Source organism: uncultured Shewanella sp., assembly GCF_947501225.1.
Taxonomy (GTDB): Bacteria; Pseudomonadota; Gammaproteobacteria; order Enterobacterales; family Shewanellaceae; genus Shewanella.
On sequence record NZ_CANMUW010000001.1, the window covers coordinates 198,460 to 218,718 of the forward strand.

The window sequence follows — 20,259 nt, forward strand, 5'->3', positions numbered from 1 at the left end:
ATTTATGAAAGCATGACAGCTATTTATCTCTTTTAGTCTGATTTTTGTGATCTTGATGTTAACTTTTCCTCTGTCTCGGGTTTAGCGCCTCAGTGTGAATTTGCAAGAGACTTTGCCCGCGCTCCCTACTCCTTATAGGTTTGCCTTGAATTCGTCTGCCAAAAACTCCGGGCAGATCACTACCTTATACCTATTGGCATAAAAGTTACTTGTCTCAATTTGATAACGATTCTGCTACAATCAAATTTTGTAACCCCCTATTTGTTTGAGAGATTCGTTTCGACATATGGATTCTGATGTCATTTTTTCATTAGTACAGAACGCGGCGCTGCTTCTGGCTATGGTGTTTGTTTATGATGCCGTTCCCCGAAAGCAGAGGCACGAGTACTTTTTTCTTTGGCGGATCTCTGTCGGTATCGTTATTGGTGGTATAACCGTGACGACCATGATGACGCCCTGGAAGTTCCAGCCCGGCGTCTTTTTCGATGCTCGCTCAATCATATTAGCCGTATCCGGGTTATTTTTCGGTGGGTTACCCACCTTTGTCGCCATGGCCATTGCATCGATCTTTCGGCTTTTAGAGGGAGGAACCGGCTGGTGGGCAGGAGTCGGGATAATCATATCGTCGGGCCTGCTCGGTAGTTACTGGCGCTATCATCGCAAGAGTTTCATTGCCGACTTATCATTTAAAGAACTCTATGTGTTCGGTTTTATTTTACAGGTAATCAGCCTCCTGTGGATGTTTGCTCTGCCCTTCGATATGGCGATAAGTGTACTGTCCCGAATAAGTTTTCCAGCCTTAATCGTCTACCCCATCGCATTAGTCTTTCTCGGTCTGCTGTTATCCAGACGGCTAGAGATTGAGCGGGACGCCAAGGTTCAGTTGCAGGATGATTTTATTTTCCGCTCCCAGTTCAATATAGGAAATATCGGTATTGCCATCTCTTCTGTGGATCAGCATTGGATTAAGGTCAACCCACGTCTGTGTCAGATGTTGAAATATACCGAAGAGGAGTTGTTGTCCAAGACCTGGGCCGAGATGACCTACTTTGAGGATCTCCAGTCCGATCTGGCGCAATTTGAGCGGATGCTCGATGGTGAGTGTGATGAATATGAGATGGATAAACGTTTTGTGGCCAAAGATGGCTCGATAGTTTATACGCACCTGACGGTAGCCTGCCAGAGGGTGCACAATAAGGTGCAGTTGGTGATTGCTGGTGTGCTGGATATCACGGCCCAGAAAGAGGTTGAGTCTGCCATGTCTAAAAGTCAGGAGCAGTTAGCCCTGGTCCTGGATAGCAGCGAATTGGGGTTGTGGGATTGGGATCTGAAATCGGACAGGGTTGGTCGCAATGACCACTGTGCCAAGTTTTTGGGCTGCAGTGTCGAAGAGCTTAATGATGATCCACGGATATGGATTAACGCCATTCATCCCCAGGACAGATTGGCTGTCTTACACTCGATGGATAAGCATCTCAAGGGAGAGAACGCACAATACAGTGTCGAATACAGGTTGAATACCTTTTCCGGTGAAACCCGCTGGATACTCGATCGCGGTAAGGTGGTGAGTAAAGACGCCAATGGCGCTCCGGTTCGTGTCTGTGGTACCCATGCGGATATCACCGAGAGAAAGCAGGTCGAGGAGTCGTTAAAGCTTGCGGCGTCTGTGTATAACAACTCGAGTGAGGCGATGAGTGTTCAGGACAACCTTGGGCATATCATCACCATCAATTCGGCCTTCAGCGATATCACAGGATACCGTGAAGAGGAGGTTATCAGTAAACATATTAGAATCCTGCAGTGTGATAGAACCAGTAGGACTCAATATGATCAGATGAATACCCAGATAGGCGAAACCGGCCGGTGGCAGGGAGAGGTATGGTTAAAACATAAAAATGGCTCTGAATTCGTTGTCTGGTTAACCATAAATACTATTTTAGATAATGATGGCGAGGTCTATAGGCGGGTCGCACTCTTCTCAGACATTACCGAGAAGAAGGAGGCCGAACATATCATCTGGAAGCAGGCTAACTACGATCCCCTGACCGGCTTACCTAACCGCAGGATGTTGTTAGAGTATCTTGGCACCGAACTGCTCAAGTCGGATCGTAATAAAAATCACTTTGCCCTGATGTTTCTCGATCTGGATTTCTTTAAAGAGGTTAACGATAGCTTAGGCCATGATGTGGGAGATCAGCTTCTCGTTGAGACCGCCAAACGACTCAAGGGCTGTATTCGTGAGTCCGATGTGGTGGCGAGACTGGGGGGGGATGAGTTTACCGTTGTTCTCTCGGCGATAGAAGACCATAAAGGGGTCGAAAGGGTTGCTGAAAATATCCTCTCACGTTTATCCGAGCCTTTTAATCTTGATAATGAAAGCGCTTATATCAGTGCGAGTATCGGGATCACCCTCTATCCTGACGATGCCGCAACCATAGATGGTCTGCTCAAACATGCCGATCAGGCTATGTATGCGGCAAAAGAGCAGGGTAGAAACCGCTATCACTACTTCACTCCCTCTATGCAGGAGTACGCCAAGTATCGGATGATGCTCATCAGGGATCTTAGAAAAGCGATAGAGAGAGAGGAGTTTGAAATTTACTATCAACCTATCATCGAACTGGGGAGTGCCAGGGTATTTAAAGCCGAGGCATTGATTCGCTGGCACCACCCTGTCAGAGGCGTGGTCTCTCCGGGGGAGTTTATCCCTGTGGCCGAAGAGACGGGCCTTATCATAGAGATAGGGAACTGGGTATTTGAACAGGCCTCGAAACAGAGTGCGATGTGGCGGGAACGTTTCGGTGTTGCGATACAGATAAGCATTAACAAATCTCCCGTACAGTTCAGGGATGAGGGGGAGAGCTTCGTTGATTGGATCGAGCAGCTTAAGAGGCTAAACCTGGAGAGTAATGGGATCTGTGTAGAGATAACCGAAGGCTTGTTACTCGATGCCAGCATGGGAGTCTCTGAGAAACTACTGGCTTATCGGGATGCGGGGGTACAGGTTTCGCTCGATGACTTCGGTACAGGATATTCATCACTGGCGTACCTGAAAAAATTTGATATCGATTACCTCAAAATTGATCAGTCGTTCACTCGCAATCTGGAGTCAGACAGCAATGATGCCACCCTTTGTGAAGCGATTATTGTGATGGCTCACAAGCTTGGAATGAAGGTGATCGCCGAAGGGGTGGAAACTGAGTATCAGCAAAATATTTTGCGCGAAGCTGGCTGTGATTACGGTCAGGGCTATCTGTTTTCCAAGCCGGTTCCGGTCGCTCAGTTTGAATCTAAATATCTTAGCGGTATAACACCGCTGCCCGATGAAAAGATATCACCGTAGCCAGTGATGCATGATTTTGGTAGACTCCGCGCTCATTTATTATCCCATGTGAGTTTTTAATGAAATTTGACGCACTCGATTTGCATCCTTCAATTCTTGAAGCCATCGATGAATCTGGCTATCAACAACTGACACAGGTGCAATCAGAGGTTATCCCTGTGGCATTATCGGGTGCCGATCTTATGGCTTGTGCCGAAACCGGTACGGGTAAGACGGCGGCATTTGCCTTGCCGCTGTTGCAAAACCTGCTCGGCGATGAAGCCGGTTCCGGCTCCCTCAGAGGGCTTATCTTGACGCCGACCAGGGAGTTGGCTATACAGGTGGCTGAAAATATTGTTCGCTATAGCCAGTTTACTTCGCTGAAAACCTTGGCTGTTTATGGCGGTGCCAACATGAACCCGCAGCGTAAAGCGCTCAATGCCGGCGTCGATATTCTGGTGGCAACTCCGGGCAGGCTATTCGACTTTATCGGCCAGCATGGATTAGATCTTTCAAACGTCACCACCTTAGTTATCGATGAAGCGGACAGGATGCTGGACATGGGGTTTGTCCGTGATATCGAGCGAGTCAAAGGCCTTGTTGCGGCTGAGCATCTGACTCACTTCTTCTCTGCCACCTATAGCGATGAGGTAAAGGCTTTGGCGAAAAAGATGCTGCAATCGCCTGAGTGGATTAATGTCGCTCAGAGTCGCTCCGCATCTACTGTCGAGCAGGAGGTCTATCTTGTCGATAAGCGCCGTAAGGCAGAGTTGTTATCTGAGCTGGTTGGACGTAATAATTGGCAACAAGTGTTGGTATTTGCCAGCACTAAGGAGAGCGCGGAACATCTGCAGAGCGAGCTAAAGCTCGATGGCGTTAAGAGTGCGGTATTCCATGGTGATAAGACCCAAGGTGCCCGAAATCGTGCTCTCGATGAGTTTAAGAGCGGCGCATTAAGAGTGCTGGTGGCCACCGACGTTGCAGCAAGGGGGCTGGATATCCAGGCTCTGCCCCTGGTTATCAACCTGGAGCTTCCTTTCGATGCCGAAGACTATGTTCATCGTATCGGACGAACCGGCAGAGCGGGTCTTAAGGGACGTGCCATCTCATTTGTGTCTCCCTCAGATGAGAAGATGCTGGGCGAGATTGAGGGCTTGATTGAACTTAAGCTGCCCCGCACAGTACTCCCGGGTTATGAACCGGGAGCACCGTTACCCGCCAGGTACAGGGATAGCCAGGATGTAACCAAGACAAAAAAGAAGTTTGAGCGTCGTAAAGGTAAACCTGCGCGAAAGCATCAGGGAAAGGCACCAAGCGGTAGCGGCAAGTCAAGCTATGCCAGTCGCAGAGCCGAAAAGAAGCGTTAATTCGATCAGTTTATTGAGCCATAAAAAACCGCCCTTATTTACATAATAAATGGGGCGGTTTTTTGTTATTTATGGAGTGAGATTAAAGCTCGGCTTCTATCCATACCAGGCGGTGATCGGAAGAGATATCTTTACCGTTACCGTATTTGCCTACACGCTCATCGTTCATCAACAATCGCCCCTCCTCGAAGGTCGCCGGCCAGAAGACACCGGAATCTGTGATGTTAAGGTCATTTGACGGGATTGCATGGTCCACACGCAGGCCGAATGTGCTGGTGATGCGATCGGGATAGGTGTTATCGCTACAATCACCTAGTGCTACACACTCAGTAGAACCCAGGCTGTTAGGGGCATAGACACCATAGGTCGCTAAGGTGTTAACGCGGTCGTGGTTCATCAGGTTCTGAATCGAGTCCAGGAAGCCGTCGCCATTTTCCGGATCGGCATTAAGATCGCCCATGACGACGAAAGAAGCATCGTGTGACAAGCCTCCTTTAACGCCCGCATCATCATAGATGTAGTCTGCGCCGCCAACGTAATCACTCCAGAACTCGATCTCAGCACGGTTCAACATCTTGTTGTTTTCGGTGAGGGTATCGAACACAGGTGGAGTCGGGTGCGACAGGAGCAGGTGAACGACCTTTTCACCGTTGGCGGTTGGGATAATGATAGGTGCATCGACATGGTTTTTAGAAGACAGCGGTTTCTGAGCCCACGCCTCTGCTGTGTACCACTCATCTCCACACTTCATCCCCTCAGGGATCGGATATTTCTCATCGTCACAGTTGGTGATGGTCGGGTTTGTTTCACCCGGCATATCTTTCCACTTAAAGTTCTGGAAGGTACGAATGTTGTCGGTATCGATAGGATACTGAGACAACAGGCCAAAGGCATATTGGCCATGATAGAAACCAAAGCCCCAGGCATCGCCCGGCAGTGCTATAGTACCATTTCTGTCGAGGTCAAACTCACTGAGTAGTCCCGTGTTGGTGGAGAAGTTTTCTGCATAGGCGAACTGAATCGGCTCAAGCATCTTCTTCTCATCAGATGTGGCGCCTAAACCATTTTGCGGGACTGCGAGGTAGTTTAAGCGAAAGCCTTTGATGGCATCCTGATTTTGACCTAAGCCGTCGTTGTTAAACTCGCCCATCATCAATACGGCCGGACGCTCAGTCTGAATAATCGCGGCAACGTTGCGGATCTGGATGACCTTCTCGGCGACCTTCAGCTCTTCATCGGATAAGGTTCCGTCAAACCAGCCTTGCATCAGCACCTCCTGCTCCGGTGCGGTGATCTGCATCTCGGCTACCAACTCCTCGAAGCTGCTGCGATCGAAGGATAAGTTATAGGTAGCAAAACGCACATCTGTGGTTTCTGGTTCCGGTGGGTAGATGTTGTTAGTTTCGTCATTACATCCTGCTAATAACGCCATCGATATTGCAGCCGCAGCCGCAGTTTTTAGTAGTTTCATATTGTGACCCATCATTATTAATTATTCTCTTTAGCTCATTTGGTTGAGCTTTCGACGGCATCATATACAGGTGTCCATTAACTGACTATTAAATCGCTGGGTTTAACCGTTGTTTTGGCCTGACTTTACTCATCATTTACCTTGTTTTGCGGCTTGTTGTGCTCGTGTTACATTTGTGTTGTACTGGCGAGCACGTTCTGCCGGTGGCAGGGAGTTGCGTCAATTGATTTAAAGACCGTGTAGAGTGTTAACAATCTATGTCGACTTGTTATTGAGACTCTTCTGATTAATGCATACACTGTGCAGCTCTTTTAAGGGCCGGTATTGAACCTATGATAATTAAACCTGTTGCAACTAATGTGATCACCGGCTTTCTCGGTGTCGGTAAGACCAGCTTAATAAAGCAACTTTTCCTCGGTAAACCAGCCGATGAAAAGTGGGCTGTGTTGATCAATGAGTTTGGCGAGGTAGGCATAGATGCCGCGTTACTGGGAGGCGGCGAGCACTGTGTCGAGATCCGTGAGGTTGCGGGAGGCTGTATGTGTTGCGCCGCAGGTGTCCCCATGCAGGTGGCGATAAACCAGTTGATAGCGAAGGCTAAGCCGGATCGATTGCTGATAGAGCCAACGGGGCTCGGACATCCCAAAGAGGTGCTAAGGGTGCTCAGTGAACCTCACTATCAAAATGTTATCAGCCTCAAGTCGACAGTTTGTCTGGTCGACGCCAGAAAAATTGAAGATCCCCGCTACCGGGAGCATGAGATCTTCAATCAGCAACTTGAGGTCGCGGATATTGTGTTGGCGACTAAGTCTGACCTCTGTTCGGAGCAACACCTTGAACAGTTGCACGCTTTTCTCGAAGAGAAAAAGGTGGGTAGCGAGAGCGGTGATAAAGCCGTTATTCCTGTCTGTATGACTCAAGCTTCCGCGGGGGAGATATCCGGGTTACTTAGTCTGATGGGAAGGAAAGCCGCACCGCCGCTATCAGAAACGAGGGAAGCTCCGAGTATGCTCAGGCCTCAGGTATCGGATCTATTTTCTCTGGAGCCAGCAGTGGCCGGTGCAGAGTTTAATGAGCGGGGGCTGATAAAAAAGCTGAACGAGGGAGAGGGCTTTTATAGTTGTGGCTGGATATTTGACCCCGGCTACGAGTTCTCTTTCGATGAGGTCATTACCCTGGTGAGATCTTTGGATGTGGTCAGGCTGAAGGCAGCATTGATCACCGACGAGGGGATAGCCGGGCTTAATCTGGTCGATGGAGAGCTCAGTGTTGTCGAACTCGATGATGTGATGGATTCAAGGATAGAGATTATTACTTTGGAATCAGTGGATAGTGAGGTTCTTGAGCGGCGTTTGTTGGCTATATCTAAGCGGTTAGGTTTTTGATATCTTGCTGACCTGATATTGATAAAAATAAGAATAATAAATTAACGGTGAGTCTGAATGAGTGTAGATGTGGCCTCTCAAGATCTGGCCTTAGTGAATGAGCCGATCCATAAGTTATTTTGGCGCTATACCGTCCCCACCATAGCGTCGATGCTGGTGACGGGCATCTATGTGACAATCGATGGTATGTTTGTTGGCCATTATTTGGGGGAAACGGGTCTGGCCGGCATGATACTGGCCTATCCGATTGGCGCCGTTTTATACGCGGTCGGGGCCTTGCTCGGCATGGGTGGAGCGGCGCTTGTGTCAATAAACCTGGGGCAGGGGGAGGTCGCTAAGGCACGAAAAATACTCGGTAATACCTTCAGCTTATGCCTCATTAGCGGAACAGGATTTGCGCTGCTTGGCACCCTATACTCCCGGGAGCTTTTACAACTTCTCGGTGCCGAAGGTGAGATATTAGACAGTGCCTATGATTATCTCTTCTGGTATTTCGCTCTGGGTTATTTTCCCATTATTTCGATGGCATTCACAGCCCTGCTGCGAAATGATGGCAGGCCAGGTTTTGTCACCTATGTGCTTATCTTTGGCGGTTGCTTAAACGCGGTACTGGATTGGTTATTCATTGTGGTTTTCCCGTTCGGATTGGTCGGGGCCGCCATTGCGACGATGATCTCTCAGGCCATGACGGGTCTACTCTGCTTACGCCACTTCTTTACCGACAACACTCGCTTGCGAATTAACTGGCAGCAGATGCTACTTAAGTTAGACCACTGCCTGAATATACTGCGAGTCGGTTTGCCCAGCTTCCTATTGAGTCTCTATCTGTCGATAGTGTTAACGCTTCATAATATGGCCTTTTTGTGGGTCGGTGCGCCGATCCATGTAGCGGCCTATGGTGTCGTCAGTTATACCGAGGCGTTTTTCTACCTTATTTTTGAAGGTATCGCCTTCGGTACCCAACCTATCTTCAGCTTCAATGCGGGGGCAGGACGTTATGACAGGGTATTTAAAACCTTGAGAGTTGCATTCGGGATCACTTTGGTCACAGCCGTTATTGGTCTGTTGTTTATCTATATTAAACCTGAATGGATGGTCTATATCTTTGCCGGCGATAATCCTCAATTAACGCCCTACGCTATCGAAGGGATGCGGCTCTATTTCTGGGGCTTGCCGATGGAAGGCCTGTTGCTGGTCGGGGCGAGTTTTTTTCAGGCGATTAACTGCTCCAGAGAGGCCTCGATATTAACCGGAACGAAGCTTGTCTTAATCGCTTTGGTTATCTGCCTGTTTGCCTGGGCATTCGGTGTCAAGGGAGTATGGGTCTCCCTGGCATGTTGCAGTACTATTTTAGTTTGCTGGATGCTGTTTGCCCTGAAACGGGTATCGGCTCGTTTAAATTAGCTCGCTAATCCAGGTTGGGTCTGATAAATTCAATAGCTTACGAGGTGTAGAAGCTGATGTGACCGACAGGAAGGGTTACATCGTTTTTTATTTAATTATGTTTACCCAGCCAGAACAGGTATGAATAAATAGGGACATTTATGAGATCATCGCTCCGCTTTCGCCAACGGCTTGCAGCCATCAGTATCAGTGCTCTTTTGATGAGCAGTTTCACTGCTTTTGCCTCGGATTTTTCTCAAAGCTATGCGGCCTACAAACAAGCCATAGCTGAGAAAAACAGTGAGCAGATACTCAAATATGCCAAGCAGGCTTATGAGTTGGGGGGTGTTCAGTTTGGGGCCAACAGTTTAGATACGGTCAATCTGGCGTTAAACTATGCCAGTGCACTCCAAGGGCTGGAAAAGGTAGAGAAAGGCAAGATTGAGCAGGCTAATTCCCTCTACCTGTTGGCACTTGAACGCTATCAATCAAAGTTTGGTGATCAAGCTCTCGAGGTGTTAGATCCCCTAATTGGTGCGGCGCAAACGAGTTCAGAGCCTAAAACGGCCAAATCGCTGTTTGAAGATGCTATCGATATCTCCTCCGATGCGGACAATCCGATACTATATGCCGATACCCTGAGCGCTGCATTTGCTACCCTTTCCAAAACTCCGCTCTATAACAGAAAAATTCGTAATTATGCACTGGAAGCGTATGAGATCTATAAAGAGGAGTTGCCGCAAGACTCACTTACCCGGGTGAAGGCGGCCTTTATAGCGGGATCGATTCACTTCGTCGAGAAGAAGAATAGCCGAGCCATTCCCCTGCTCAATGAGGTGGTACAGCAGTTCTCCGTGCTCGATTATACTCACCCTTACGAGCTGAAGGCTCACGCCTACCTTGTCGAGCTTTACGAGCGTGAGGGCGAAAGCGATAAGTCTACTAAACACTGCATCGCCATCGGCAGCATGCGGCCCTGGCTGGATGATCAGGAGCAAGTGCCGCTGTATCGCCAGCATCCCAAATATCCGGTCTCCTATGCTAAGCGAGGCAAGGAGGGATGGGCCGAAGTGTCATTTATCGTCGATGAGTCCGGCTTCGTGAGAGAACCAAAGTTAATCGATTCAGAGGGCGGTGATAAATTTAGCGATGCGACGATCGATGCGTTGAAACAGTGGCGTTATGCACCTAAGTTTGTCGATGGTGTACCCGTTGCGGCAGAGTCTAGCGTCATGCTTGAGTTTACTGTCGAGCGAAGGTAATGCTTGTCCCCTATCCAGGGGGAAGAAAAGCCGCTAAGTTAGCGGCTTTTTTAGTTGTGAAATCATCGCCCGATGAGTATTAGTTTAAAACAGCTTACTTCCCCAACCCAGCTTACTTCTTAATACGTGGAAGTAGTTATGTCCTTTGGGATGGATAAGCCTGAGGCGTTCATGACTTCGTTTAACGATGATCTCATCGCCCGGCAGTACCGACAGGGTGACATGCCCGTCACAACTGACCTCCAGGTTATCGCCGTTGTCCGGTGATACCACCATCTTTATGGTGCTGCAGGCATCAACCACGATTGGACGACAGGAGAGGGTGTGAGGAAACATGGGAACCAGAATGAGCGCTTCGAGATTTGGGGTCAAGATGGCGCCGCCTGCCGACAGTGAGTAGGCAGTAGAGCCCGTAGGCGTCGACACTATCATACCGTCGGCGCGTTGACTGTACATGAAGTTATCGTCGATATAGACCTCAAACTCGATCATGTGAGCCACTTTACCCGGATGCAGTACTGCTTCATTGACGGCGGTATTGCTCGACTTTATATTGCCATGACGGTGTACTTCTGCCTCGAGAAGGAAGCGGTGTTCAGTTTCGAATTTACCATCGAGCACATCGCCTAAGGCTGCTTCGAAAGAATCCGGTGGCAGATCGGTCAGGAAACCAAGGTTACCGCGGTTGACGCCGATAACGCCGATATCGAACCTGGCAAGAACACGTGCAGCACCCAGCATATTGCCATCACCGCCGACGACGATGGCGAGATCGCACCTGTCCCCCAGTTCGAGCAGGTCTACCGAGATAGCCTGGGAGCCGATATCGGCAGCGACTCGCTCTTCAACCAGAATGTCAAAACCTTGCATCGTTAACCAGTGATGCAAACGTTTTAGGGTAAGGTTTGTGCCATGGTGATTAGGTTTACCAATCAGGCCAATAGATTGAAACGTTTTAGGCATATTTATCTTAGTGCTAGGGCTTGAAACCTTGAATGTGATCCCCATATTATCCTCAGAGCACGCAGAAACAAAGTATTTTTAGCTGGAGTTAGAATGAGCAACGAGTCAAGTAAAGCGAAAGAGAACCAAGTAGATGAAGCTGTTGAGGCTGAGATCATTGCTGAGAATGAGAGCGAAGCCGGTAACGATGAAGCCAGTTTAATGGATGAACTTACTCAGGCAAACTTTCGTATTGAAGAGCTGGAGCAGGCACTTGAAGCTGCTAACGCTAAAGTTGATGAGCAGAAAGATTCAGTTATCAGAGCCGCTGCGGAAGTTGATAATATTCGTCGACGCGCCGCTATCGATGTCGAGAAAGCCCATAAGTTTGCTCTGGAAAAGTTCGCCAATGAACTTTTACCTGTGATCGACAACATGGAGCGTGCGCTTCAGGGAACCGATGCCGAAGATGAGGCCACAAAGGCGGTTTACGAAGGTGTCGAGTTAACGCTGAAGAGTTTTGTCTCTACAGTTGAAAAGTTTGGTCTGACCGTCGTTAACCCACAAGGCGAACCATTTAATCCAGAGCACCATCAGGCGATTGGTATGCAACCAAGCCCGGATTTCCCGGCTAACACGGTAATGATGGTTATGCAGAAGGGTTATATCCTTAACGATCGTCTGCTGCGTCCGGCTATGGTTATGGTTTCTCAAGGCGGAGCCGGTGTCGATACACAGGCTTAACTTTTATCTGGGCCGACTCTTTTCGGGAGACGGCTTAGATTGAACATCAAGAGATGGATATAAAAAAGGACTGCGATGCAGTCCTTTTTTATACATGGATGTATTTATCCCCGGTGGCCATGGAAGGCCAAAGAGTGGGGTTTATACATGGAATTCACTTATTAACAGCTATCCCCGGTGGCTTTTGAAGCCTATCCCAGATAGACCTCAATTTGCTCTTGAATTCCGGCGGCATCGAGTCCCAGCTCGGCCAGGATCTCTGCCGATGAGCCATGCTTAATAAACTCATCCGGTAGACCAATCTGTAGTACCGGCATTGGCAGTTTCAGCTGTTGCAGCAGTTCTAGTACTCCGGAGCCGGCACCACCCATGATGGCATTCTCTTCAACCGTGACCAGCACGTCATGGGAATCGGCAAGTTCTTTGACCAGCTCTTCATCCAGAGGTTTCACGAAACGCATGTCGGCAACTGTCGCATCGAGAGACTCGGCGGCGGTTAAGACACCGGCAAGTAGGGTGCCGAAGTTCAGAATCGCCACCTTCTTACCCTGTCGCCTGATTAGACCTTTACCTATGGGCAGGGCTTGCATCTCCTCTACCTGAGGCTCGCCTGTTGCACAACCTCTCGGGTAACGCACAGCAGTAGGGCCTTCTCTATAGCAATAGCCGGTATAGAGCATTTGACGACACTCGTTCTCATCCGACGGTGCCATGATCACCATGTTTGGTACGGTGCGCATAAAGCTCAGATCGAAAGCCCCCTGGTGTGTCGGGCCGTCGGCACCAACAATGCCACCTCTGTCGATGGCAAACAGCACAGGTAACTTCTGCAGTGCTACATCGTGAATAAGCTGATCGTACCCACGCTGCAGGAAGGTCGAGTAGATAGCCACAACCGGCTTTAGCCCCTCACAGGCGAAACCGGCCCCTAAGGTTACGGCATGCTGCTCGGCAATGGCGGCATCGAAATACTGCTTAGGAAAACGCTGTGAGAACTCAACCATTCCCGAACCTTCGCGCATCGCCGGTGTGATACCCAGTACCTTGTCATCATTCTGGGCCACGTCACAAAGCCACTTACCGAAGACCTGTGAAAAGGTTGGGTTAGCAGGTTTTGAAGCGGGTTTTTCGAAGGTCGAGGGATCAAATTTAGGAACGGCGTGCCATCCGATAGGATCTTTTTCGGCCGGTTCATAACCACGACCTTTCTTGGTCATGATATGTAAAATCTGTGGACCCGATAGGTTGCGCATGTTGCGCATGGTGTCGACGAGTGCATCGACATCATGACCATCGATGGGGCCGATGTAGTTGAAGCCCAGCTCCTCAAACATAGTACCGGGAACCACCATCCCCTTCAGGTGCTCCTCGGTACGTTTGGCCATCTCCTTGATCACCGGCATCCCTTTAAGCACCTTCTTACTGCTTTCACGAATCGTCGTATAGAAACGACCCGACATAAGTTGAGCCAGGTGATTGTTCAGTGCCCCGACATTCTCCGAGATAGACATCTCGTTGTCGTTGAGTACGACCAACATATCATTATGCAGATCGCCGGCGTGATTCATCGCCTCAAATACCATACCGCCGGTCATGGCGCCATCGCCGATAACCGAGACCACTTTGCGGCCCGCCTGCTCTTTCTCTGCGGCAACGGCCATTGCCAGTGCGGCGCTGATAGAGGTGCCCGAGTGTCCGACACTGAAGGTGTCGTACTCACTCTCTTCGCGCCATGGGAACGGATGTACTCCGCCCTTTTGGCGAATGGTGTGCATCTTATCGCGGCGACCCGTGAGTATCTTATGGGGGTAGGCTTGATGACCAACATCCCAGATCAAGCGATCGAAAGGGGTATTATAGACATAGTGAAGCGCCACAGTCAGCTCGACAGTACCCAGACCGGAAGCGAAGTGACCACTAGATTTACCCACAGATTTCAAGAGGAAACCTCTAAGCTCATCCGCCAACTGAGGCAGCAGTGCTTGAGGGAGCTGTCTTAGCTCATCCGGGGTATTAGCCTGTGCCAGCACAGGGTATTGAGAAATATCCAAACTCATCGAGATAACTTGTCTCTTTATTATACTCTTCGCTCAATGATAAAACGGGCGAATTCGGCAATTAGCTGACTATTGTAAGGTAATTTGGTCAGCGCTGATAGAGCATCTTCAATCAAACCTTGTGCTGTGGCTTGTGCTCCCTCTAAACCCAACAGTCTGGGGTAGGTGCTCTTGTTGGAGTCACAATCGGAACCCTGGGGCTTACCCAGCTCTTCGGTACTGGCGATGATATCCAGTACATCGTCCTGTACCTGAAATGCCAGCCCTATGGCGTCGGCAAAATCCATTAGCAGGGCTTGCTCTTCGTCGCTGACCTGAGCCGCTATCATCGGCAACTCGACGGCGCAGCGGATCAGGGCTCCGGTTTTTAATTTATGTAGTCTGGTCAGAGTCTCGAGATCGATCTGCTTGTCTGTTGCATTGAGATCCATCGCCTGGCCGCCACACATCCCCGAATATCCTGATGCCCGGGCCAGCGCCTTAACCATGGCGAGGTTTTGGCTCGGCGCGATCCCCTCTACGGGTTCACAGATGATCTCGAAGGCGAGCGCTTGCAGGGCGTCACCCGCTAAGATGGCCGTCGCTTCGTCGAATGCGATATGCACTGTAGGCTGGCCGCGTCGCAGGTCGTCATCATCCATGGCAGGCAGGTCATCATGAATCAGAGAATAGGCGTGAACGCACTCGATAGCTGCCGCACATGCGTCCAGTTTTTCCGGTGCGACATTGAGCATCTCACCGATGGCATAAACTAAAAATGGTCGAATTCGCTTACCACCAATCAGAGCGCCATGCTTCATCGCCGACAGGAGTTTCTGATCTGTGATAGCTTGAGCATCGATAACCTGTTTGAGCTGGTTGTCGACACGTTGCTGATATTGAGTGATGGCTCTGGCTAGCAATTATTCGCCCTCGGTAGCATAGGTCGTTAATGAGGCATCTTCATCCTCTTGTAACAAGATGGCGACCTTCTGTTGAGCTTGTTCGAGTTTACCTTGGCTGTTACGCACAAGTTTGATACCACGTTCGAACTGTTTGAGTGCATCGTCGAGGGATACGTCGCCTTGTTCAAGATCAGAAACAATACGTTCGAGTTCACAGAGGGATTCTTCAAAAGTGAGGTTTTCAGGTTTTTTAGCCACGGTAACGTTCCCTAGAAAATAGCGTGTGACAAGGTATCTCAGGCAGCGACTAGCGTCAAATCGGGCTGCTGTATATTTGTGCAATAGCACGCTTTATAGAGGTTTTTTTATAAAAAATTGAATTTGTAGCTAAACTTGCGTGTAAGCTGTCCGATAATTGAAAGTAAGGCTTTTTTTTCTTTGGGTGATTATTGAACGCTGCTCTTTGGTATCGCTTCGATCTTTTAATCATTTAGCTCAGTTACTGCGGGATAGCATGTCCCGTTATTTTGATGATTATATTAAGGATAATTATCTAATATACTGAGATTAGAGTTAAAGTTAGGTATATTAAACCTATGAACACTCTGTGTGATATGGCGCTCTAAGGCCAGATTAATAAATACAACTTCATACCGATCGGATGACCCCATCCGGAATCGGTTTCATTTAAGGAGCAGTTGTGGATTTAGCAACCCTGATAGGACTCATTGGCGCATTTGGATTCGTCATCATGGCGATGGTGAGTAGTGGTGGCATTGCTATTTTTGTCGACGTCCCTTCGGTGCTGATTGTAATGTGTGGTTCTCTGTTCGTCGTCATGATGAAGTTCAATCTTAAGCAGTTTCTTGGCGCAATAAAAATTGCCGCCAAAGCATTTATGTTCAAAATAGATAAGCCCGATGCCTTGATCGAACAGTCCGTAACCATGGCCGATGCCGCGCGTAAAGGGGGCTTCCTGGCTCTGGAGGAGGCGGAGATCAACAACAGCTTCATGCAAAAAGCGGTCGATATGCTGGTCGATGGCCATGACGGCGATGTGGTGCGTGATGCGCTTGAGAAAGATATCTCTCTTACCGAAGAGCGACATAAGCTCGGGGTGAGCATCTTTCAGGCTCTTGGCGATGTCGCTCCGGCTATGGGAATGATCGGTACCCTTATCGGACTGGTTGCCATGTTATCGAATATGGATGACCCGAAATCTATCGGGCCGGCGATGGCCGTAGCCCTGTTAACGACTCTTTATGGTGCCATCATAGCGAATATGGTTGCCTTGCCTATTGCAGGTAAGCTGGAGCTGCGAATGAATGAGGAGATGTTGAACCGTAACCTTATCTTGGATGCGGTGCTGGCTATTCAGGATGGCCAGAACCCACGTGTGATTGAGGGGTTCCTGAAGAACTACCTTTCAGAGAAGCAGCGAGAAATAGACACGACGGACGGGGAATAACCCCATGGCTAAGAAGGATAAGTGTGATTGTCCACCACCCGGAGCACCGCTCTGGTTGGCAACCTTTGCCGATCTGATGTCGCTGTTGATGTGTTTTTTCGTCCTGTTGCTGGCATTCTCCGAAATGGATGTGATGAAGTTTAAGCAGATCGCAGGTTCGATGAAGTATGCCTTCGGTGTACAGAATAAGGTCGAAGTCAAAGATATTCCAAAAGGAACCTCAGTCATAGCACTCGAGTTCAGGCCTGGCAGACCGGAACCCACCCCTATCGAAATCATCAACCAGCAGACCAATGAGATGACTGAACCTGTGCTTGAATATCAGGCCGGGGATGACGACAGCTCAGGTGGTGTGCAGCAGCAAAGAGGTGAACAACGGGGGGGAGAGGCCTCTGCCACCGCTCAGGAGGAAGCCGAATCCACTTCGGCCGCAGAGTCAGAATCAGAATCTCAATCAAAGGATGAGTCAAAGGCGCAGGCTTCTCAGGATCAGATAAACGATGAAGTTAAGAAGATGGCCCAGGAGCTTAATAAGGAGATTGTCGATGGTGCTATCGAAATTGAGTCTCTGGGTCAGCAGATCATCATCAGGATCAGAGAGAAAGGCGCCTTCTCATCGGGTTCGGGCTTTCTGCAACCGAGATTTAAACCCGTCATTCGTCGAGTGGGTGAGCTGCTAAAAGATGTCCCCGGTATTGTCACCGTATCAGGTCATACCGATGATATGCGGATCAGTAATGAACTCTACAGTTCGAACTGGGATCTCTCCAGTAAGCGCGCCGTGGCCGTGGCTCATGAGCTCATTCGTGTCAAAGGGTTTGATCAGAGTCGAATGAAGGTGGTGGGAATGGCAAACTCCGACCCCTTGGTGGCCAATGATTCACCCGGTAACCGGGCTCGAAACCGCAGGGTGGAGATAGCTATCGAGCAGGGTAAACCCAAAGAGTCTGATGAGATTCTGGTTGGGCAGTAGCCTGGTCATTTGACGACACTCCTGTCACCAAACCCGAAAACAGATAGGGCTGGAAAAGGCTATCTTTCCAGTCCTATCTGTTGTAATTGATAGCGGGTATCGTTGTTTCTGCCATTTCCCGATAGTCAAACATTCAACTATCTTGGTATAATGCGCGCAATATTGTTTAAACCCCACCCCCGCTCGGAATACCCTGATGAAATTTATCGTAAAACTATTTCCTGAAATCATGATGAAAAGCAAACCGGTAAGAATGCGTTTTACCAAGATGCTTGAAACCAATATCCGTAATGTCCTGAAAAAAGTGGATGAAACCGCAAAGGTAAAGCGTGATTGGGATAAGATCATGGTGATGGTGCCCAACGATAGACCCGATCTGGTGGAGGCGTTTGCCGAACGTCTGTCCTGTATTCCGGGGATTGCCCATATACTTAAAGTCAACGAGAGTACCTTCGAGTCTATCGATGACATCTATCAGCAGACGTTAGCCCTGTATAAAGAGCAACTCGTGGGTAAGACATTCTGTGTGCGTGTAAAGCGCGTGGGTAACCATGATTTTAAATCGATCGAAGTTGAACGTTATGTCGGTGGTGGCTTAAATCAGTTTACCGAGGCAGCCGGTGTCAGATTGAAAAACCCGGATATGACTATCAACCTGGAGATAGAGAAAGATAATCTGTACCTGGTTGTCGATCGCATTCAAGGGCTGGGTGGTTACCCTATGGCGACACAGGAAGATGTGCTCTCTCTTATATCGGGTGGTTTCGATTCCGGGGTCTCCAGCTACCAGTTTATTAAACGTGGCTCCAGAACGCACTACTGCTTCTTCAACTTAGGCGGTGATCAACATGAGATCGGCGTTAAACAGGTGGCTTATCACCTGTGGCAGAAGTACGGCGAATCCCATAAGGTTAAGTTTATCTCTGTGCCTTTCGACCCTGTCGTCACCGAAATTTTAGAGAAGATAGATAATGGTCAGATGGGAGTCATACTCAAACGTATGATGATGCGCACCGCGGCAAGAGTCGCTGAAAAGATGGGCATTCAGGCGTTAGTCACCGGGGAGGCCATGGGACAGGTATCCAGCCAGACGCTAACCAACTTAAATGTTATCGATCGCAGCACCGACCACCTCATTTTACGTCCGCTGATCGCTATGGATAAGCAGGATATCATTAACCTGAGCCGTAAAATTGGCACAGAGGACTTCTCTAAGTCGATACCTGAGTATTGCGGTGTGATCTCGCAAAAGCCGACAGTCAAAGCGGTACTTGCAAAAATTGAAGCCGAAGAGGAGAAGTTCTCCGAGGATCTCATCGAACGTGTCATCGAAGCCGCCGAAGTGATCGATATCAGAGAGATAGCAACAAGCATGGATACTAAGATTACAGAAACAGAAACGGTTGGTGATATCGATGCAAACGAGGTCGTTATCGATGTAAGGGCACCTGAAGAGGAGGAGAAAGATCCTCTTCAACTGCAGGGCATTGAGATTAAAACGATTCCGTTTTTTAAGCTCGCTACCCAGTTTGCGGATCTGGACAAGGCTAAGACCTACCTGCTCTACTGCGACAGGGGCGTGATGAGCAAGTTACAGGCTCTGTACCTGCAAGAGCAGGGATATGAAAACGTGAAGGTATATCGCCCTTAAATCGCTTCTCAGAGGCTTAAGAGCCTATAGATGTGCTAGATAACCAAAAAGCCGCAACTATTTTATGGTTGCGGTTTTTTTATATCTGTTAGCCAAGGATTGAGTTGTGAGTTGTGAGTTGTGAGTTCTAAGTGGTAAGTGGTAAGTGGTAAGTGGTAAGAACAAGCGAATTGCGTCTGGTGTCATTTCCCTCAGCTTTGCCACTTAAAATTTATGGCTTACGATTTTTTGCTCGGAAACATTCGCGGCTAAAGCCGCTCCTACATGAAGAATATCCTAGCTCGACCTCATTACTTCATATCTCGTGAATTGCAGCTCGAGGCTAGTAACTCTCTGTGCACTGTTATTAAAACTATTGGCTTACGATTTTTTGCTCGGAAACATTCGCGGCTAAAGCCGCTCCTACATGAAGAATATTCAGGCTCGACCTCATTACTTCACATCTCGTGAATCGCAGCTCGAGGCTAGTAACTCTCTGTGCACTGTTATTAAAACTATTGGCTTACGATTTTTTGCTCGGAAACATTCGCGGCTAAAGCCGCTCCTACATAAAGAATATTCAGGCTCGACCTCATTACTTCACATCTCGCAGCTCGAGGCTCGTAACTCTCTGTGCACTATTATTAAAACTATTGGTTTACGATTTTTTGCTCGGAAACATTCGCGGCTAAAGCCGCTCCTACATGAAGAATATCCAGGCTCGACCTCATTACTTCACATCTCGCAGCTAGAGGCTCGTAACTCTCTGTGCACTGTTATTAAAACTATTGGTTTACGATTTTTTGCTCGGAAACATTCGCGGCTAAAGCCGCTCCTACATAAAGAATATTCAGGCTCGACCTCATTGCTTCACATCTCGCCACTCGAGGCTCGTGACTCTCTGTGCTTTGTCATGAACTTAAAACTTCCTTTTTTACAGACACAAAAAAGCCGCGATGCTAATATCAATAGCGACGCGGCTTTTAAAGCGGGACGTTAGGGCAGTGCTGAGTACTTTACTCTGCGCGAGTGACTATGACAGGCGCTTTCTCTGTGGTCTCTTCGGCGATTAAAATAGTATTCATGTCTTCAGTCAGGTTGTTCTGCATCATCTCCATGCCTTCGGCCAGCTGAGCACTAATTGTTGCGTGAAGATCTGAAGTGTCGATAACCATTTCATCGGCGCTAACGGTTGTCGCTGTAGAGAGAAAAGCGAGAACAAAGACAGTTTTAAGGTTTAGCATATGGGTCGCCTCCGGGCGGACATTTCGGGTTGTCAGACACTCCCCAATTACGTCGTAGAGGCTGCCTAACTTTAATCATTTCGTTGGCGCATAATTTAATCAAAAACACTTCCCTTAACAAACGATA

15 protein-coding genes are annotated in these 20,259 nt (G+C 48.7%); 9 read left to right on the top strand and 6 right to left on the bottom strand.

Features of this window, described 5'->3' with window-relative positions:
* The first annotated feature begins 286 nt into the window (after positions 1–286).
* Together Q1B47_RS00895 and Q1B47_RS00900 are read left to right on the top strand one after the other, a co-directional pair.
* Positions 287–3,343: an EAL domain-containing protein gene (locus Q1B47_RS00895; RefSeq protein ID WP_299787160.1), complete on the top strand. Its 3,057-nt coding sequence runs from the start codon at positions 287–289 to the stop codon at positions 3,341–3,343.
* 59 nt (positions 3,344–3,402) lie between these two features.
* Positions 3,403–4,689: a DEAD/DEAH box helicase gene (locus Q1B47_RS00900; protein WP_299787163.1), complete on the top strand. Its 1,287-nt coding sequence runs from the start codon at positions 3,403–3,405 to the stop codon at positions 4,687–4,689.
* Between the two features lie 82 nt (positions 4,690–4,771).
* On the opposite strand, the gene Q1B47_RS00905 is transcribed toward Q1B47_RS00900, so the two are convergent.
* A complete protein-coding gene (locus Q1B47_RS00905; protein ID WP_299787166.1) occupies positions 4,772–6,160 on the bottom strand; it encodes an endonuclease/exonuclease/phosphatase family protein in 1,389 nt (462 codons plus the stop codon).
* A 332-nt stretch (positions 6,161–6,492) separates the two neighbouring features.
* Between Q1B47_RS00905 and Q1B47_RS00910 the strand changes: the two genes are divergently transcribed.
* From Q1B47_RS00910 to Q1B47_RS00920, 3 genes are all read left to right on the top strand, one after another.
* On the top strand, positions 6,493–7,545 hold the full coding sequence (locus tag Q1B47_RS00910; protein ID WP_299787169.1) for a GTP-binding protein: 1,053 nt from the start codon (positions 6,493–6,495) through the stop codon (positions 7,543–7,545).
* Between the two features lie 57 nt (positions 7,546–7,602).
* Complete coding sequence (locus Q1B47_RS00915) at positions 7,603–8,949, top strand: MATE family efflux transporter (RefSeq protein ID WP_299787173.1); 1,347 nt, start codon at positions 7,603–7,605, stop codon at positions 8,947–8,949.
* Between the two features lie 140 nt (positions 8,950–9,089).
* Entirely contained in the window at positions 9,090–10,190 is a 1,101-nt protein-coding gene (locus Q1B47_RS00920) for an energy transducer TonB (RefSeq protein ID WP_299787176.1), read from the top strand.
* A gap of 84 nt (positions 10,191–10,274) precedes the next feature.
* Here the strand turns inward: Q1B47_RS00920 and nadK are convergent, their stop codons facing one another.
* Positions 10,275–11,153: an NAD(+) kinase gene (gene nadK, locus Q1B47_RS00925; protein WP_299787179.1), complete on the bottom strand. Its 879-nt coding sequence runs from the start codon at positions 11,151–11,153 to the stop codon at positions 10,275–10,277.
* 93 nt (positions 11,154–11,246) lie between these two features.
* Here nadK and grpE point away from each other — a divergent pair, with 93 nt between their 5' ends.
* Positions 11,247–11,876, top strand: a complete 630-nt coding sequence (gene grpE, locus Q1B47_RS00930; protein WP_299787182.1) for a nucleotide exchange factor GrpE — start codon at positions 11,247–11,249, stop codon at positions 11,874–11,876.
* A 191-nt stretch (positions 11,877–12,067) separates the two neighbouring features.
* Here grpE and dxs read toward each other — a convergent pair whose 3' ends face one another.
* From dxs to xseB, 3 genes are read right to left on the bottom strand one after another with little or no spacing between them, the layout of a single operon-like run.
* On the bottom strand, positions 12,068–13,933 hold the full coding sequence (gene dxs / locus Q1B47_RS00935) for a 1-deoxy-D-xylulose-5-phosphate synthase (RefSeq protein WP_299787185.1): 1,866 nt from the start codon (positions 13,931–13,933) through the stop codon (positions 12,068–12,070).
* A gap of 20 nt (positions 13,934–13,953) precedes the next feature.
* Positions 13,954–14,835, bottom strand: a complete 882-nt coding sequence (gene ispA, locus Q1B47_RS00940) for a (2E,6E)-farnesyl diphosphate synthase (RefSeq protein ID WP_299787188.1) — start codon at positions 14,833–14,835, stop codon at positions 13,954–13,956.
* Positions 14,836–15,075 (bottom strand): exodeoxyribonuclease VII small subunit, encoded by a 240-nt coding sequence (xseB, locus tag Q1B47_RS00945; RefSeq protein WP_299787191.1) that lies wholly within the window; start codon positions 15,073–15,075, stop codon positions 14,836–14,838.
* Between the two features lie 442 nt (positions 15,076–15,517).
* Between xseB and pomA the strand changes: the two genes are divergently transcribed.
* The 3 genes from pomA (at position 15,518) to thiI (ending at position 18,909) form a co-directional block, all read left to right on the top strand.
* Positions 15,518–16,285: a flagellar motor protein PomA gene (gene pomA, locus Q1B47_RS00950; protein ID WP_299787194.1), complete on the top strand. Its 768-nt coding sequence runs from the start codon at positions 15,518–15,520 to the stop codon at positions 16,283–16,285.
* A 4-nt stretch (positions 16,286–16,289) separates the two neighbouring features.
* Positions 16,290–17,258 (top strand): flagellar motor protein MotB, encoded by a 969-nt coding sequence (locus Q1B47_RS00955; RefSeq protein ID WP_299787197.1) that lies wholly within the window; start codon positions 16,290–16,292, stop codon positions 17,256–17,258.
* A 196-nt stretch (positions 17,259–17,454) separates the two neighbouring features.
* Positions 17,455–18,909 (top strand): tRNA uracil 4-sulfurtransferase ThiI, encoded by a 1,455-nt coding sequence (thiI, locus tag Q1B47_RS00960; protein ID WP_299787200.1) that lies wholly within the window; start codon positions 17,455–17,457, stop codon positions 18,907–18,909.
* Positions 18,910–19,904: 995 nt separating this feature from the next.
* Here thiI and Q1B47_RS00965 read toward each other — a convergent pair.
* Positions 19,905–20,132: a hypothetical protein gene (locus Q1B47_RS00965; RefSeq protein ID WP_299787203.1), complete on the bottom strand. Its 228-nt coding sequence runs from the start codon at positions 20,130–20,132 to the stop codon at positions 19,905–19,907.
* Between the last annotated feature and the right edge of the window lie 127 nt (positions 20,133–20,259).

What these genes read in the sequence shown, in the direction of transcription:
- Q1B47_RS00895 (WP_299787160.1), top strand. Translation starts at nt 287, where the DNA reads ATGGATTCTGATGTCATTTTTTCATTAGTACAGAACGCGGCGCTGCTT.
- Q1B47_RS00905 (WP_299787166.1), bottom strand. Translation starts at nt 6,160, where the DNA reads ATGAAACTACTAAAAACTGCGGCTGCGGCTGCAATATCGATGGCGTTA.
- Q1B47_RS00920 (WP_299787176.1), top strand. Translation starts at nt 9,090, where the DNA reads ATGAGATCATCGCTCCGCTTTCGCCAACGGCTTGCAGCCATCAGTATC.
- Q1B47_RS00910 (WP_299787169.1), top strand. Translation starts at nt 6,493, where the DNA reads ATGATAATTAAACCTGTTGCAACTAATGTGATCACCGGCTTTCTCGGT.
- Q1B47_RS00915 (WP_299787173.1), top strand. Translation starts at nt 7,603, where the DNA reads ATGAGTGTAGATGTGGCCTCTCAAGATCTGGCCTTAGTGAATGAGCCG.
- thiI (WP_299787200.1), top strand. Translation starts at nt 17,455, where the DNA reads ATGAAATTTATCGTAAAACTATTTCCTGAAATCATGATGAAAAGCAAA.
- Q1B47_RS00900 (WP_299787163.1), top strand. Translation starts at nt 3,403, where the DNA reads ATGAAATTTGACGCACTCGATTTGCATCCTTCAATTCTTGAAGCCATC.
- Q1B47_RS00965 (WP_299787203.1), bottom strand. Translation starts at nt 20,132, where the DNA reads ATGCTAAACCTTAAAACTGTCTTTGTTCTCGCTTTTCTCTCTACAGCG.
- nadK (WP_299787179.1), bottom strand. Translation starts at nt 11,153, where the DNA reads ATGCCTAAAACGTTTCAATCTATTGGCCTGATTGGTAAACCTAATCAC.
- Q1B47_RS00955 (WP_299787197.1), top strand. Translation starts at nt 16,290, where the DNA reads ATGGCTAAGAAGGATAAGTGTGATTGTCCACCACCCGGAGCACCGCTC.
- grpE (WP_299787182.1), top strand. Translation starts at nt 11,247, where the DNA reads ATGAGCAACGAGTCAAGTAAAGCGAAAGAGAACCAAGTAGATGAAGCT.
- dxs (WP_299787185.1), bottom strand. Translation starts at nt 13,933, where the DNA reads ATGAGTTTGGATATTTCTCAATACCCTGTGCTGGCACAGGCTAATACC.